This window comes from Paenibacillus sp. LC231 (genome assembly GCF_001860525.1).
Lineage (GTDB): Bacteria > Bacillota > Bacilli > Paenibacillales > Paenibacillaceae > Paenibacillus_AQ.
This window is the reverse complement of record NZ_JFOM01000049.1, coordinates 224,620-240,560: the sequence shown is the minus strand read 5'-3', so window position 1 is coordinate 240,560 and position 15,941 is coordinate 224,620. Positions and strand designations below refer to the sequence as shown.

The window sequence follows — 15,941 nt, the reverse complement described above, 5'->3', positions numbered from 1 at the left end:
CGCTTCAAACTTGCACATAAAATCAATAGAAATGCTAGAGTTGAACGGCATGTCCCCCATCAAAAAAGTACAGCCATTTTTCATGAATGGTCTCGCTTAAAATATCCTCCAAGGCCTTCGCATATAGATCCAGCTGAAAGCGGTACTGCTCAGCCAAGGCCGTAACGCCCCCGCGATGTTCCAGCACCCGGTCTGTTTTATAATCCAGCAGCACAAGTCTTCCGTTATGCCTGAACAGGCAGTCCACAACCCCTTGGATCAGGACGGTTTCGTCCTGAAGAAGCTGCACATCCGGGGCTGCTTGGGCCGCTTGGTCCGAGATTTGGTCCATGAAAGCGAGCCCTTGATAAGCTTCAGCTGCCGGGAGTGCATATGAAAACGGCATCTCGCGCCAGACATCCTCTGCAGTCAGCAGCTGCTTCCCTACCTCGCAATCAAAAAGGCCGCTGATCTCCTGAGCTTCTACCGCGGCTGCCTGCTCACCGGTTATGATTTCTTTTTCTACAAGATAGCGGATCGTGTCTTCGATCTCCGGCGTCGGTTCCGCAGCTCCCTCCAGTCGTTGAAGAGGCACATGCTGCATGATCGTATGATACACGGTTCCCCGTTCCGCGGGTGTCAGCTTCGTTGACTCCATAAATTTCGGCCGCCGCAAGCTCAGTGTGAAGGAAGCGTCTCCCCCGATATTTTCCTTGCTCTGACGTTGTACAGCCTGCTCCTGAAGCAGATCCAGGGAGGGGCTGTCCTGTAAGGCAAGCAGCTTCTTCATCTCCGTTACGGACGTTTTGGCGGAAATTTGACTAACCGTTTCATATCGATAACTCCAAGACAAACGCTCATAGATGCCTGCACGTTGATCGTCCCCACCCTTATCTTCCGCTTCGGCTATACCAGCCACCGGAACAATCGGCTCGAGCTTGCGCAGGGCACTCAGCTTATTCATCCGATCGTCGCTATCCGCCCGCGTGTCTTCCTCAATGCCGGTCATGCCCTGCGCCAAGGATTCCGGCGTCTCGATCGAAAATATCCATTGCGATCGATCTTCCCCCAACACGCGTGAGCTCGTCTCCCCGGATAATCCCGCCTTTTCGCGGAGCACACCCGCGGATGGATGGCGTATCACGGCCGGACCGATCCAATCCAAGTAACTCCGGCCCCGGGCAAGAACGTAATCCGGCAGAAGAAGCTCCGGGTTAAAATCGGCTTGTGCCCACGCAGTTACCTTCTTCGGCAAATCCTTCACCGTGCCGACCAGGATCATTTTCTCTTTAGGCCGGGTAAGAGCAACGTAAAGCACACGCATCTCCTCAGCCAACAGCTCCAGCTGTGACCTGCGCCGGATCGCCAGATTAGGCAGCGTCGGATAGCTAACGCGCATGCCTTCATCCACAAACTTCGGTCCAAAGCCTAGCTCCTTATGCATCAGGAAAGGGGAATTCAAATCCTGCTGGTTGAAATTTTTGGATAATCCCGCAACAAAAACAACCGGGAATTCCAGCCCCTTACTCTTGTGGATGGTCATCAAGCGCACCGCGTTGCCCTGACTTTCCGTACCGCCGGCCGTGCCGAGATCCCCGCCTCGCTCCCGGAGCCGGGAGATAAAGGTCAGGAAGCGGAAGAGACCTCTGGAGGCTGTATCCTGTTCATACTGCACGGCTCTGTCATACAAAGCAGTCAGATTGCCCTGACGCTGCTTGCCGCCGGGCAGACCGCCAACCCAATCCAAATAGCCGGTTTCACTGTAAATTCGCCAGATCAGATCGCTCAAACTTCCTTGGCGGGCTTCCTGCCGCCAGCGCTGAAGCCGATCCATAAACAATCCGAGTTTTGAGCCAAGCTCCGGGGATATTTCGATATTCTGACCTTCGGCTGATGGCGGAGCATCCGAAAGAAAGCTGCCAACCACAAGCTCATGACCTGCTGCTGCTTCAGCCAAGCCTTCCAGTTCTACGCCTGGGGTCCATTTGCCATCCACAAAGCCCACAGGGCGCGTCGAATCCATGACCGACGGGACGCTGCTTAACGCGACTGCCGCTTGAAGCGCATCGTAATAAGTCCCTTTGGCACACAGGCGTACCTGTGCCATCTCTTCCTCGGATAATCCGAGGATGGGCGAGCGCAATACGGAAGCCAGGGGAATATCCTGCCGGGGATTATCAATCACCTGCAGCAGCGATAAGATGATCTCCACTTCCGTCGCCTGAAAATATCCTTTGTTCTGCTCGCCAAACGCCGGAATTCCTTCCTGACGCAGCTCCTCTATAATTAACGGTGCCCATACCATGGCTGAGCGCAGCAAAATAACCATGTCCCCGTACCCCGCGGGCCGCATCGATTTCAGTCCCTTATCGTACACCATGAGCGGCTTCCCGCTTTCGCCTGTCATCTCACGGATTCTGCGGGCAATGGCGCGAGCCTCCAGCTGGGCGGTTTCCATTTCAAGCGCCTCAACCTCAAGAGGAGCCCCGTCTTCCTCGGAAGCCGAGTCTTCGGACTGCTCCTCCGCACCTTTTCCGGCACGATCGATCAGGAGCAATTCAGGGATGTAAGGATTCGTGCCATCCTGAATCTCCTGCTCCGGAAAGGAAGCCCCGCATACAAGCTCAGCCCTGGCATCATAGGCAATCTCGGCTACGGATTCATTCATGATCTGCCGGAACAGCAAATTGACGGCATCCACCACTTCCATCCGGCTGCGGAAATTACGGGCCAAATCAATCCGGATGCCGGCTTGAGCCGTGCTCGCGTCGGAAGAGAACGTCTTATATTTATCGAGAAACAGTCCCGGCTCCGCCAGGCGGAACCGATAAATACTCTGCTTCACGTCTCCGACCATAAACCGGTTACCCGGCATTTCCCGGGAGATCAATCGCACAATGTCTTCCTGTACGCTATTCGTATCCTGATATTCGTCGAGCAGCACTTCATCAAACTGCTCGCGATATTCCATCGCCGCATCGGAAGGCATCATATGGCCCGGTACGGAATCGGGGTGGCGAAGAATATGGAGGCAATAATGCTCAAGGTCGTTAAAGTCGACCATGCCTTTGGCTGCCTTGGCCTCCCGGTATCGCTCGCCAAAAGCGATAACCGTCTCGGCCAGCTCCATCATCAGCGGCGCTGCCGTGTGAAGTTCCTGTAAAAACTCCGATGCCGGACGGCCAAACAATGCACTTTTCAACTCGTTAACAATTTTCTTCACGTTATCGCGCAGTTCCTTAACCTGTTCCTGAAGCTCCGGCAGCACCTCATCCTTCCGAACGGATTTGAGCTTGCCGAAAGACGCCTCGCGGAAAATGCCGTACAACGATTCCCACGGCGAAATATCGATGGCCTCGAGCAGGGAGGCGACCAGGCGCAAGTCGTCATCCAGATTGTCGACATACGGCGCAGGACCTCCCGGCTGCATGGCGATCGCCCTGGCTTGCTGCAGCAACCCGGCTGCTCCATTCAAGGCCAACCGCGCATCCGCCAATATGCTTTGAACCCATGGCGTTTGCCCAAGAGCCTCCGTATCTTGCACCTGGAAGCCGGCAGCCGTTTCCCTAAGCCAATGTGCCGGCCAAGAATGGCTGCGGGAGAAATCGTAGAGACGCTGCACGAGTCGGTACAGCGCGTCATCTGTTCGCTCGCCGCTAAACCAGTCCGCCAATCTTACAAAACGGCTCTCCGAATCGTCCTCGGCCTCGCCGTATTTCTCTTCGAACAGCTCCTCCAGCAAATCCTGCCGCATTAAATCCGCCTCATGTTCATTCAGAATGCGGAATCCCGGATCCAGAGGTATTAACTGATAATATCGCCGAATGACTTCCATGCAAAAGGAATGCAGCGTTGTAATCGACGCCCTGCCAAGCAAAGCGAGCTGTCGCCGGATATGCTCATTGTCCGGATCCCGGTCCAGCTCACGGTCAAGCGCTTCCCGGATCCGTCCCCGCATTTCGGCAGCCGCTGCCTTGGTAAACGTAGCCACAAGAAGCCGGTCAACACTGAACCCCGCGGAATCGTCGAGAATTTTGCGAATGATCCGTTCAACCAGCACGGCGGTCTTCCCTGAACCAGCCGCAGCGGCAACCAGCATGTCATCGCCCGAGAGCGCGATGGCTTTCCACTGGTCGTCACTCCACATGCTGCCCTCGGGTTTTGCTATCATCTCTCTCACCGGCTCTCTCCTCCCTTCGGATGTCCAAGCATATCCCAAACCTGATCTTTACCCGGTTTACCCAGCAGCTGATATTCGCTGCCCTCTATTGCGTCGTCAAACTGGCATACAGGCCGGAAGGAACAGTACGTACAGGCTGTCTCCTGCTGAATCCGGTATGGCACAATCGCGACATCGCCTCCCGTAATTCTGGAACCGATATTCAGCATGTTCTCCCGCACGGCTGACAACAAGGTCTTCCACTGGTCAGGCGTTGCCACGGCCGCGCTGCTGTAGAAGCTGCCGTCCGTTTTGACGGCGACGGGCAGAATGGCCGAGTGCCCTTTTTCAAGGAACGAATCCATGAGGGAAACCGCTTCGCGGTCTGCCAGCAGCAGGCCCTTCATTTTGTATCGTTTAAGCAGCTCCTCTGCCGCCTGCTCCGGCGTCATGCCGTTTGCGGATTGCAGGATTGGATCATGAACGTGGAAATACAAGGTTCCCGCAGGCAAGGCCTGCTCGCCGAGCCAGTCCTCCGCAAACGTCAGCAGCACGTCCAGATAGGTCAGCATCTGCAAGGATAACCCGTAATAGACCTCATGCAATCGCAGATCCTTCTGGCTGGATTTATAATCAATGACCCGGAGCATGATCCCATGCTCTCCGCGTGCCATGTCGACCCGGTCAATCCGCCCGACAATCTCCATCTTGACCCCGTTCGGCAATTCAAACGTCAGCGGCGGCAGCGGCTTCCCGGGACCGAAATCGAGCTCGAGACCGATCGGCTCAAATTTGCCGCGCCTTGCTTGTTCGCCCAAAATTACGGACGCTCTGCCCACGATGTTTTTCAGCTTGCGCGAAATATATCCGTATCGCTTGGAGCTCAATAGAATTTCACCCTGCAGCATGGGAGCAAGCCGATCGACCGTTGCTTCCGCCTCGCGCAGGCATTCCTCCGCGCTCAAGTCTCCCCAGCTTCGATGCTGTGATTGAAACTTCACGGCCATGCTGCTTAAGGCAGCATGAAACAGCTGCCCGATGTCAGGAGCCTGAAGACGGTACAACTGCCGTTCTCTCAGCTTCAAACCATGGGAGGCAAAATGGGAAAACGGACACGCAACAAAGCGCTCCATCCGGGACACGCTCGTCCGCAGCTTCGTTCCGTACAACTGCCTGCTGGTTTCCTGCTTAAGCGGCCGGGCTTCATTTCGGTAAGACAAGGACGAGAGCATCGAAGAAAGACGCGGCCTTAATTCCGGCTGTTCCGCATACCAATTGTACACATGCCACCAAAAGTCCGGAATCTCCTCGCCATTCCTCCAGTCACGAAGGCGACCCGTTAAATAAGCAAGCGTCTTATCCGGACGGGCTGCATAATGCTCCTGCTCGCTGGCCGATTGCCCGGCATGCGGTCTTGGAAACAAAGGGACCTCTTCCATCTGAAACATCAGCTTCAAATGGCGGATGACCTCGGATGGCAGCAACGTCTTGCCTTCATCGTCCGCCGCAGGATAGCTGACCCACAGCTGATTACTGGCCGAAGTCAGAGCATTATAAATCAGGAACCGTTCATCCAGCAGTCTGCGGGATATGCTTGGAGCAAGCTCCAAGCCGCGGTCTTCGAGCTGAACACGCTCCGGTTCTGTCAGGATCCCATCGTCCTGGAACTGGGCTGGGAGAACTCCATCGTTAATGCCGAGCAGAAAAGCATATTTCACCCCGCCCGTCCGTGTCCGATCCATGCTGCCGATCAGCACTTGATCCAGAGAAGGAGGCACCAGAGCCATTTTCATCTCCGTAAGTCCCGTACCCAGCACGCCCGTGAACAATTCGGTGCTGAGCTTCTCCGCACCCATCATCTCCACAATCTGATCGAGCAGGTCAAGCACGGCCCCCCATACCTGGCGATGCTCCCTTGCTTCCTCAGGACGCCCGGCATCCAGAGCAGCGCGGCTTAACAGCTCGAGCTTCTCAGGAACAGCGGTTTCCTCCAAAAGCCGGTAGACTGCCGTGCTCTGATCCATTGCATTCGCTGCCTTCTTCATCCGCTTCTCAAACGCATACAGCGGCTCCGTAATCACCTTTCTGGCATACTCAATCGCCTGCATCCCATGCGGATTTCGCACCTCACTCTCTCCATCTTCTAATGAGAGACTTGGAATCCCCTTCCAGGGGCGTCCATCCGTCCAGCGTGTGCCCTGGATTCCGGAAGCCAGCACATGGTTCTCCAGACGGTCCATGTCCTCACGGGTAAGCGATCCGTCCAGCGGCAGCAGCAGATCCGTCTTCACGCAGCGGAATACGTCCTCATAACGCCAGCGGCGTCCGATGATATCCAGCGCAGAGCGAATAAATTCGACCAGCGGATGATGGAGCTCGCTTCGCTTCTGATCCAGAAAATAAGGAACGCCGTGTTCCCTGAACAAAGGACCTATCAGATGCTCATATTCTCCCATATTCCGGACAAACACGGCCATTTCCCGGTATCTTGCTCCTTCTTCCCGGGCGAGACGCACCATTTCGCGTACAGCCCCTTCAATTTCAGCCCGGCGGTGACTCGCAGCATGCAGAAGAAGACCTGCCCTGCTGCCGTCCGGATGGCTCACTGTAACTCCGTCCCGGGCAGCTTCCGTCCAACGTTTCTTCCGATCATAACCGCGCTCGAGATGGGCAAGCAGAGGGGATTCTTGAAACCGCGGAAGAACATCGGGTTGTAGAACACGATACTCCATATCCAACCCCATCTCATCGGCAATGCCTTCAAGCTTTATGTACGTCACCGCGGTAGGATGAAAGAGATCCAGCTCATGCGGAACATTCCCGTTCGTATAAGGCTTGTCCAGTGTCAACGCAATCGTTACGCGGTTGGCATGCGTCATAATTTCCCGGAGCACCCGGTACTCCTGCGGCGTAAAGCCATGGAAGCCATCGATCCAAATGTCCGCGCGCTTGATATACTCCGATTGGGTCACGCCCTCTGCCAATGAGGCCAGCGTATCTTCCTCATCCATGTAGAACCTTGAAATCTCAAGCTCAAAATCGCGGAAAACCGTAACGATGTCCTCCAGCTTGCGCCGAAGCATCGGAGAATTCCCAGAGCCTGACAGCATCTGTCCCAGCTGCTCCTCCATGCAGGCAGCGTCAATGCAATAGCGCTTCATTTCCGTATACAGCTCGCTCAGCTTACCGACAAAACCATGCTGCTCTCCCGAAGCACCGAACAATTGGAGCTCTTCTTTGCGCCTCCGCAAAATTTTGTACAGCAGCATGCGTTTTCCTTCTTCGCTGATCGCTACCTTCGCGGCCCCGCCGGTTTCCTGCATGACACGGTAAGCCAGTCGACGGAAACTGAGCACTTGCGCGCGCATCATCCCGCGAATGCCTCCCGCATTAACGAGTGCGTGCTCCGCTTCATAGGAACCTTGCTCGGGAACGATCAGTATCATCGGATTCCCCTTGGGATCCTGCTCCAATCGCTCGATCATCTCTTGGCGGATCGACGTGCTCTTACCGCTGCCCGACCTGCCGATAATAAATTGAACGCTCATGCTATGCCTCCTTTACATCGTCTGGCGAAAAGGACTCCTTCACCCTCCAAAACAACTGCCTGTCCGGTGAAATCATACCCTTGAATCTATTGGTCAAATCTATCAAAATTCATGTGAAATCCACGTCTTGGTTCGTTCTCTATCAAAAAAGATGCTGATTACTAGTATAGCATAAGTAACGTTTGATGGAACATACGTTTGGATTTCATTCCCATTCCAAATTATTGCGGGCATACAAAAAAGGACCCTGCCACGTGGTTCACCCACCATGGCAAGATCCTTCGCTTCTACCGTGCTGCTGCACTTTAAAGTTTCGATTTGCTGCGCACTTCAAACACGGCAAATTTTAAATAATGCCCCTCGTCGACCCCGAGAATTTGCGGATGATCCTTGCCAGCCGCACGCCATTCCACGAGTCTCAGAATTTTTCCGGCGTCTTTTGCCGCATCCTGAATGGTCTCCAGGAACAAATCCGGCCGCATATGGTACGAGCAGCTTGCCGTAACCAAATAACCGCCCTCATTCACCAGTTTCATGCCATGAAGATTGATGTCTTTATATCCGCGGCAAGCCCCTTTGACGGCAGACCTGGTTTTGGCAAAAGCAGGCGGGTCCAGAATAATCACATCCCAGGAACGTCCGCCTCCTGCGGTCAGCGGTTTGGAGGTATCCACTTTTTGATCCCCTTGCGCACGCAACTCGCGTTCCTCCAGCCCTTTTACCTGATTGCGCAAATATTGGAAGGCATCGTCCACTACAAACTCCACGCGATCCTGGAATCCGTTCAATTCCACATTCTCTTTGGCGCTTTCAATGGCATGCTCCGATATGTCAAGGCAGGTCACTTTCTTGGCGCCATAAAGGCAGGCATGCAGCGTGAAACTGCCCGTATGCGAAAAGCATTCCAGCACCGTGGCTCCATCCCAATAAGGAAAAGTAACTTCCTTTCCGCTTTTGTTCACCGGTAAGGTCTTCTTCTCACCGTCTCGTTCCACAGTCTGGAGCGAGATCCCGCTGCGGCTTCCCCAACCGTTCATTAACGGTTTAATGGATGCCCGGTTCTCGCGCTGATCAAAGAAATATCCGGTCTTCTGGCCTTCTTCGATATCGACCTTGATCTTTAGGCCGTTCTCCATCACCGTGACGTGGCGAGGACATTCCCCGTATAGAATACCCGTGCGCTGCTCCAGCCCTTCCAGTTCCCGGATGGATACGTCGCTTCGTTCATAGATTCCTTTCGGCTGGACTACCTCGATAAGCGCGTTGACGATGTCCTCACGGCAGCGATCCATACCCAGCGTCAGCAGCTGCATGACCAGTACGTCATCAAACCGGTCCACAATCAGCCCCGGCAGAAAATCCGCCTCGCCATATACCAACCGGTAGGCGTTCTCATCTCCGATAAACCGTTCCCGGTGTTTCAGGCATTCCTGAAACCTGGCGGCGAAAAAAGCCTTGTCCATCGTCTCAACGGGCTCGTACGAAACGGTCCGTACGGTGATTTGCGATTGCGGGTTGTAATAACCGGAGGCGAGAAAACGGCCTTGATGGTTTAGTACCGATACGATATCCCCCGGCTTGGGTTCACCTTCAACAGAGGCAATCTCGCTTTTATAAACCCAGGGATGCCCCTGCTCCAGTCTCTTTTTTCGACTGCGCTCCAAAATTACCGATGGCACTGTATTTCACTCCTTAAGTTATCCCTGGCCATTCCATAGGCATGCATGTCCGCCAAGGGTCATATACGTAATTAAGAAAATAAGTTTTTCGCCGGACTTTCACAGCAGCGGATGCTTCATATCCCCATTTTATTTCACAAAAAGGAGAACATCATGCTATCCTCACTCTGGTTTCCCATCTGTTATGATCTTGTCCTGTTCCTGTTCGGCATGAAGGTCATGGAGGTTGCCCTCCAACGCTGGGCCGGTCCGCTGCTGCATAAGTGGCTTCACAAAGCGACATCCACGCCCCTTAAAGGCATGATCGCCAGCACGGCGGTCACGGCTCTGCTGCAAAGCAGTACCGCCGTCACCGTGCTGGCAATCGGTTTCGCCAATGCCGGATTGTTAAGCCTCGCCGGTACCCTGGGCGTTATTCTCGGCACCAACATCGGCACAACGGTAACTACCGAGCTCATCAGCCTCCAGATCGGACAAGCCGCCATGCCGCTGCTTGTCCTCTCGCTAATGCTATGGGTCGGGGCCGTACTCGTCAGCGAACGCGTGCCTCCGAGCTACGACAAGTTAAAAAACAATTTGATCCGCAGCCAGTTTTTATGCCTTGCCGTCGCCGGATTCTCGCTGGTGCTGCTTGCTATACAATTCATGCAATCCATCGGCCCGACCCTTCAAAGCTTCGGTGTGTTCCAATGGTTCCTGGACCACGCTTCGCGGAGCGTCCTCTGGGGCATTGCAGCCGGAACGATATTGACTGCTATGATGCACAGCAGCGCCGCTGTCATCGCTATGGCTATGGGGCTTGCAGCCAGTGGCGCCCTGCCTCCGGAGATCGGCGTTGCCATCGTTCTGGGCTCGAATGTCGGCACCTGCGCCACAGCGCTTATAGCAGCCATCGGCAGTACCCGAGCAGGGCGATTCGTGGCATGGTCCCATATGGGGCTGAATATCGGCGGTGTCCTGCTCTTTACTCCGTTCATATCGGGCTTAACTACCGTATCCGGATGGTTAGCGGCGGATCCGGCCGGGCAAATCGCCCATGCGCAAACCTTGTTTAATATCATATGCTCACTTATCGCGCTCCCGCTATGCTATCTGCCCTTCTGGAACAAGCGGGCACAGACCTAAGATTTCATATCTTCATCCGCAGGAATGCTAACCTCAAGCAGCGTTAGCGCTTTACGCAGGATGATATCATTGTTATTATATCCGTTGCTGCGCTGCTTCCTCCATGCGGCCAAAGGCTCGAACCAGTCCACCCCGTTGATTTCCTCGACTTGGGGTTTTAAGCTGCCTTTTTCTGCCTTAACCAGATAGTAATGAACTTCCTTGTCCACCTGGCCGAACTCGGGATGATGGTATTTATATGCAATAATGTCCACTGGAGAGGTGATGGATCCGACTATACCTGTCTCCTCGCAAATCTCTCGAAGTGCCGTTTGCTCGACGGTTTCACCGGCTTCCATCTTGCCTTTGGGAAGCGAGGTTTTTCCATAACGGTCCAAAATAAGCTGGATCTGAAGCGCCCCTTCATGATGACGGTATACCACGCCGCCTGCGGAAATCTGTGTATATGTCATGTCCTATTCCTCCTTCATGTACAACAAGGATTCCACTTCCGGTAGCCAGGAAATGAAATCCTTGTCTGGTATGGCCGCTATTGGAATTACTGGGCAGCTGCCTTTAGTCCATGATCCATGACGCTGAGGAGTTCACCCTCGCATTCATTCACACCGGCTTTGGTTACTTTTACGCGGCACAGTTTGCCTTCGAGATCAGGCGATCCGTTGAATACAAGCTGCAGGTAATTATCGCTGTACCCCTGCATCTTTCCGCCGTTAGGAGCTCCCTTGTATTCACGCTCCGGTATCACTTCCAGAATCTGACCCACAAAACGTTCAGCATATGCAAGCTGCAGCTGCTCTGACAAGTCAATCAAATCATGCACACGTGCATTCTTCACTTCCTCGTCCACCTGATCCTCCATCCGTGCCGCCGGCGTGCCGGTACGCTTCGAATACGGGAATACATGCATCTCGGAGAACTGAATTGACTTCATCAGATCATAACCGTTACGGAACATCTCGTCGGTTTCGCCAGGGAAGCCAACGATAACGTCCGTCGTAATGCCCACATCGGGCATCGCTTGACGAATCAAGCCCATCTTGTTATAGAACTTTTCGGTTGTATATTTACGGCGCATCCGTTTCAGTACCGTATCATCCCCCGCTTGCAGCGGAATATGAAGGTGGCGGCACATTTTACTGGAGCGGTTCAGCACATCCAGCATCTTCTCATCGATCTGGCTTGCTTCGATGGAGCTGATGCGGATCCGTTCCAAACCGTCTACCCGGTCAAGATCCCACAGCAAATCGGACAATCTGTAATCTTCAAGATCATCTCCGTATCCGCCTGTGTGAATACCGGTCAGCACGATTTCCTTATAACCCGCTCCAACCAGCTGATGCGCCTGTTTAATGATGCTCTTCGGATCACGGCTGCGTGACAAACCGCGGGACCAAGGGATAATGCAGAACGTACAGAAGTTGTTGCAGCCGTCCTGGATTTTCAGAAATGCACGAGTGCGTTCCGCGAAATCCGGAACGTCCATTTCCTCAAATACCCGGGTCTTCATAATATTGCGGACAGCATTAATCGGCTGACGCGTCTTTTCAATATCATGGATGAAATCCATGATTTTATCGCGATCCTGGTTCCCGATCACAAGATCCACACCCGGTATATCCAGAATTTCTGCAGGCGAGGTCTGGGCGTAGCAGCCCGTTACAGCCACGATGGCCTCGGGATTGCGGCGAACCGCGCGTCTGATCATCTGACGGCTCTTCTTATCCCCTGTATTGGTAACGTGGCAGGTGTTAATCAAATAAACATCTGCGGTTTGTTCGAAGTCCACCTGGTCGTAGCCTTCATTTTTGAAGTATTGCCAGATGGCCTCGGTATCGTAAAAATTGACTTTGCAACCCAACGTATAAAACGCTACGGATGGCATGTTCAAACGCCCCCCATTTCTCCAGATTCATATAGTGCGCAGGCAAGCGCCGTCATGCCGGCAGTCTCGCAGCGAAGGATCCGTCTTCCAAGTCCAACGGATACGGCTCCTGCATCTTCGGCGGCTCGGCATTCCTCTTCCGTAAAGCCGCCCTCGGGTCCAACGACCAGCAGCAGGCTGGCCTCCTCGGCCGAATTCGACAGCGCCTGCTCTACAAAAGGCTTCAGCACGTCCCTCAGCTGGGAGCCATGCTCTTTTTCATAACAAAAATATACGGCATCATAGCCGGAAAACGCTGCAAGCAGATTTTTCCACGACAAAGGCTGTTCAACAGACGGTATCCGGTTACGATGCGCCTGTTCAGCCGCCTCTTTCGCAATCTTGCGCCAGCGCTCCAGCCGCTTCCCTTCCTTCTTGGCATCGTACTGAACAATCGTTCTGTCCGATAGAAAGGGCACAAAGGACACCGCGCCGATCTCGGTGCACTTTTGGATGACGGTCTCCATCTTATCGCCTTTCGGCAAGCTTTGAGCGATGCTCACTTGCAGACGCGGTTCCTGGGTCATCTCCATGGGTTCAATTACAACGGCAAAGACGCTGGCCGCTTCGATGCTTTCAATCTCCACCATGGCTTCGCGTGATGCCCCATCGCTTACAATCAATTTATCACCAAGTCTGCCTCGCATGACCTTGGTAATATGACGGGCGTCATCGCCCGTAATCTCAACACGGTCTCCCTCGAATTGTTCGGGAGTCACAAAATATCGCTGCATCTTTAACCTCACCTAACTCCAAAATCGCCAAACCCCATCATACAACTTTTCGTGCTAACTGACCAGAGTAAATCAGAGCCGGTAACCGCCGGTCATCATAATGAACATGTCCAAAAATTTGGATGACAGCGCATGTGCCGCATCATACAGGGGCTTGATCGTATAATCCTGGAACACGGGCAACAATATGATCAACAGGAAGAACAGGATCGACCATTGCTCAAACTTCTGAATTCTCGCACTGAGACGCGGAGGCAGCGCATTCTCAAGAACCCTGTAGCCGTCCAGCGGAGGCAATGGAACAAGATTGAACAGGCATAGAAAGAAGTTGAGCAATATAAATATATTAAAGAACAAATGCACCGCTTGATCCGACTTGGTTAATCCGACTGGAGGAATCATTCCTGTTTGATACAGAACAGCATAAATGAGCGCCCCCAGTATTCCCAGCAGAAGGTTGCTCAGTGGACCCACAGCCGCCACAATGATGCTCATTCGGCGCGGGTTGCTGAAGTTCCCACGATTGATCGGTACCGGCCGCGCCCAGCCGAAACCTGCAATCAGCAAGAGAATAATCCCCAGAAAATCAAAATGCACCGCCGGATTCAGCGTGACCCTTCCCAGCAGCTTGGCCGTCGGGTCTCCGAATTTATTCGCAAAATAGGCATGCGAGAATTCATGCACGGTAAAGGCAATAATCAAAGCAATCAGATAAAAAGGAAGTTGCTCCAGCGGATAAAATAACAGTTGGTCCAAAAACTCCATAATCAGTTTTTCCTCGCCACGAACGCAACCCAATCATCCTCGCGGCAGATGTCGGCAATTTCGAAACCGGAGGCAATCAGCGCCTTCTCTACGATCTCTTCTTTGTTCTTGTAAATGCCCGAGGCGATATAAGCGCCTCCCGGCTGAAGAGCCTGGTATACATCGTCGACAAACAACAGGATGACCTCAGCCAAAATGTTAGCCACTACAACTTGCACCGGCAGCGTCACGCCCAGATCCGATGGACCGGATTGATTGGTGATTACAGAGAGCAGATCGCTTTCCTTGACCGTAATCCGATCTTCCAAGCCGTTAAGGCGGGTATTCTCCATTGCGCTGGATACAGCAACCGGGTCCAGATCGAGAGCCAGTATCCGTGAAGCTCCCAAATGCGCGGCGCCGATGGAGAGAATGCCAGAGCCTGTCCCAACATCTATGACTTCCTCTCCGCCCTTGATCACCATCTCGAGTGTGCGCAAGCATAACGAAGTGGTCGGATGCGTTCCCGTGCCGAATGCCATGCCCGGGTCCAGCTCAATAATCGATTCTTGATCGGATTCCGGCGTGTACTCTTCCCATGTCGGTTTGATTGTCAATCGCTCGGATACGCGGATCGGTTTGAAATACTGCTTCCAGGCCGTTGCCCATTCATTCTCATCGACGGTCTTCATCTCATATCTGACTTCACCTGTATCAATCCCGAATTCCTTCAGTTCATTCACGCGCGGCGTTATCTCATCACGGATCGCTTCCAGGGTCACCGTCTCATCAAAGTACCCTTTGATAACGGCTTGCCCCTCAGGAATATCGTTAAACGGAACGATCTCATCAAACCACTGTCCAAGGGATGTGTCCCGCTTCTTGTTTGTCGTACCGGATTCTTCGATCGAAACGCCTCCGGCTCCCGCCTCATGCAGGAAATTCGTAATCATCTCCACGGCTTCCTCCGTGGTATGTATCGTTAATTCATGCCATAACATGTGCTACTGTTCCTCCTCATTCATACATAGATATTATTGTACTATATTGAGGACCCCGGATACAAAGTTTGTACTAAAATACCATGAGGACTTTACCTACAAATCGGTCAAATGCGGTATAAGTCTATCAGCGTACTTTCTCAGAAGACAGACCTTATATGGCGGAAGTTTTACTTGCTGCATAAGGATGGATATCCTCCGAAGTTTATACTTTCTTATCTCTTCAACAAAAAAGCCCTGCTTACCACCTCCGTAACAAGAAAGGTAAGAGGGCTCTTCCAAACGCTGCAGCCAACAATTAATCTACATTTTTACTGGTTTCATCGAGAATTTTCTTCAATTGGCGTTCATCCGCCGCCTCGCTTCTGCGCAGAGCTTCCACATCATCGTGATCGGCTTCCATGGCCGAAAATTCAACATCCTCCGCCTTAGCGGATTGAAGCGCAATCATTTTCTCGGTTTTGCTTGATATCTTCCCTTTTTTTACGCGTCTCATCATGAATGCCGTTCTCCTTTCCAAAATAAAAGATCAGAGCCGTGCTTACCTTAAATCATGCCGCCGGATTCTTCGATTAACCGCATGGCTTGCGGGAATACGCCTTCGTCCAACACAACCGTCAGCAAAATATCCCGGCCTTCGGTTCCGTCCTCCCCGCCGCTGCTCATCCCGCTGGCGGACGGATCCGCCGCCCCGAGAATTCCGGCTCTCGGCCCCGAAATATCCGCATTTAAGGTCAGCGTCGTTAAGCTTGCAATGTTGCCTGTCAACGGATTCATCGGATCGTTGAGCTCTCCGCCGGGATCGGCGCTAAACCGGTCGATGGACATATCGGCAACGCGCAGCGACTGCAATTTGCGGGCTGCATGCTGGGCTTCTTCCGGGCTTTTAAAATACGCCAAAATATTTTTCTCTGCCACTTCATTTCACCTGCATTTCCTATTCAAGATTGCAACTTCCTAGCTGGAACTTCCCTAGGTTGCTTCATCGTCAAGTGTTTTATTCTTGAGGAATCGGCTGTTTAAGCTGGCAGACCACCTAAAGCTCCCTTCC

The 15,941-nt window shown here is 53.1% G+C and carries 11 protein-coding genes; 1 reads left to right on the top strand and 10 read right to left on the bottom strand.

From position 1 onward, the window contains the following. Positions 1–34: 34 nt before the first annotated feature. The 3 genes from addA to AK95_RS26580 form a co-directional block, all read right to left on the bottom strand. Positions 35–4,150, bottom strand: coding sequence for a helicase-exonuclease AddAB subunit AddA (gene addA / locus AK95_RS26590; RefSeq protein WP_071223066.1), 4,116 nt, complete (start codon positions 4,148–4,150; stop codon positions 35–37). A 5-nt stretch (positions 4,151–4,155) separates the two neighbouring features. After that, entirely contained in the window at positions 4,156–7,686 is a 3,531-nt protein-coding gene (gene addB / locus AK95_RS26585) for a helicase-exonuclease AddAB subunit AddB (protein ID WP_071222929.1), read from the bottom strand. A gap of 305 nt (positions 7,687–7,991) precedes the next feature. Further along, a complete protein-coding gene (locus tag AK95_RS26580; RefSeq protein ID WP_071222928.1) occupies positions 7,992–9,365 on the bottom strand; it encodes a class I SAM-dependent rRNA methyltransferase in 1,374 nt (457 codons plus the stop codon). A 153-nt stretch (positions 9,366–9,518) separates the two neighbouring features. On the opposite strand from AK95_RS26580, the gene AK95_RS26575 reads away from it, so the two are divergent. Beyond that, complete coding sequence (locus tag AK95_RS26575; protein WP_071222927.1) at positions 9,519–10,490, top strand: Na/Pi cotransporter family protein; 972 nt, start codon at positions 9,519–9,521, stop codon at positions 10,488–10,490. Here the strand turns inward: AK95_RS26575 and AK95_RS26570 are convergent. The 7 genes from AK95_RS26570 to AK95_RS26540 all read right to left on the bottom strand — a co-directional run bounded on the left by AK95_RS26570 (position 10,487) and on the right by AK95_RS26540 (position 15,808). Beyond that, the gene (locus AK95_RS26570) at positions 10,487–10,942 is read right to left on the bottom strand and encodes an NUDIX hydrolase (RefSeq protein ID WP_071222926.1); all 456 of its coding nucleotides are present in this window, start codon (positions 10,940–10,942) and stop codon (positions 10,487–10,489) included. The two genes, AK95_RS26575 and AK95_RS26570, sit on opposite strands and share 4 nt — an antisense overlap. 86 nt (positions 10,943–11,028) lie before the next feature. Next, positions 11,029–12,372: a tRNA (N(6)-L-threonylcarbamoyladenosine(37)-C(2))-methylthiotransferase MtaB gene (gene mtaB, locus AK95_RS26565; protein WP_071222925.1), complete on the bottom strand. Its 1,344-nt coding sequence runs from the start codon at positions 12,370–12,372 to the stop codon at positions 11,029–11,031. Positions 12,373–12,374: 2 nt separating this feature from the next. Further along, entirely contained in the window at positions 12,375–13,145 is a 771-nt protein-coding gene (locus AK95_RS26560) for a 16S rRNA (uracil(1498)-N(3))-methyltransferase (protein WP_071222924.1), read from the bottom strand. Between the two features lie 72 nt (positions 13,146–13,217). Further along, positions 13,218–13,910, bottom strand: coding sequence for a site-2 protease family protein (locus tag AK95_RS26555; protein WP_071222923.1), 693 nt, complete (start codon positions 13,908–13,910; stop codon positions 13,218–13,220). Between the two features lie 2 nt (positions 13,911–13,912). Further along, on the bottom strand, positions 13,913–14,890 hold the full coding sequence (gene prmA / locus AK95_RS26550; protein WP_071222922.1) for a 50S ribosomal protein L11 methyltransferase: 978 nt from the start codon (positions 14,888–14,890) through the stop codon (positions 13,913–13,915). Between the two features lie 298 nt (positions 14,891–15,188). Continuing rightward, positions 15,189–15,389 carry a YfhD family protein gene (locus AK95_RS26545; RefSeq protein ID WP_009590798.1) on the bottom strand — a complete coding sequence of 67 codons (201 nt, stop codon included), beginning with the start codon at positions 15,387–15,389 and terminating at the stop codon, positions 15,189–15,191. A gap of 47 nt (positions 15,390–15,436) precedes the next feature. Next, complete coding sequence (locus tag AK95_RS26540; RefSeq protein WP_071222921.1) at positions 15,437–15,808, bottom strand: hypothetical protein; 372 nt, start codon at positions 15,806–15,808, stop codon at positions 15,437–15,439. Positions 15,809–15,941 lie beyond the last annotated feature (133 nt).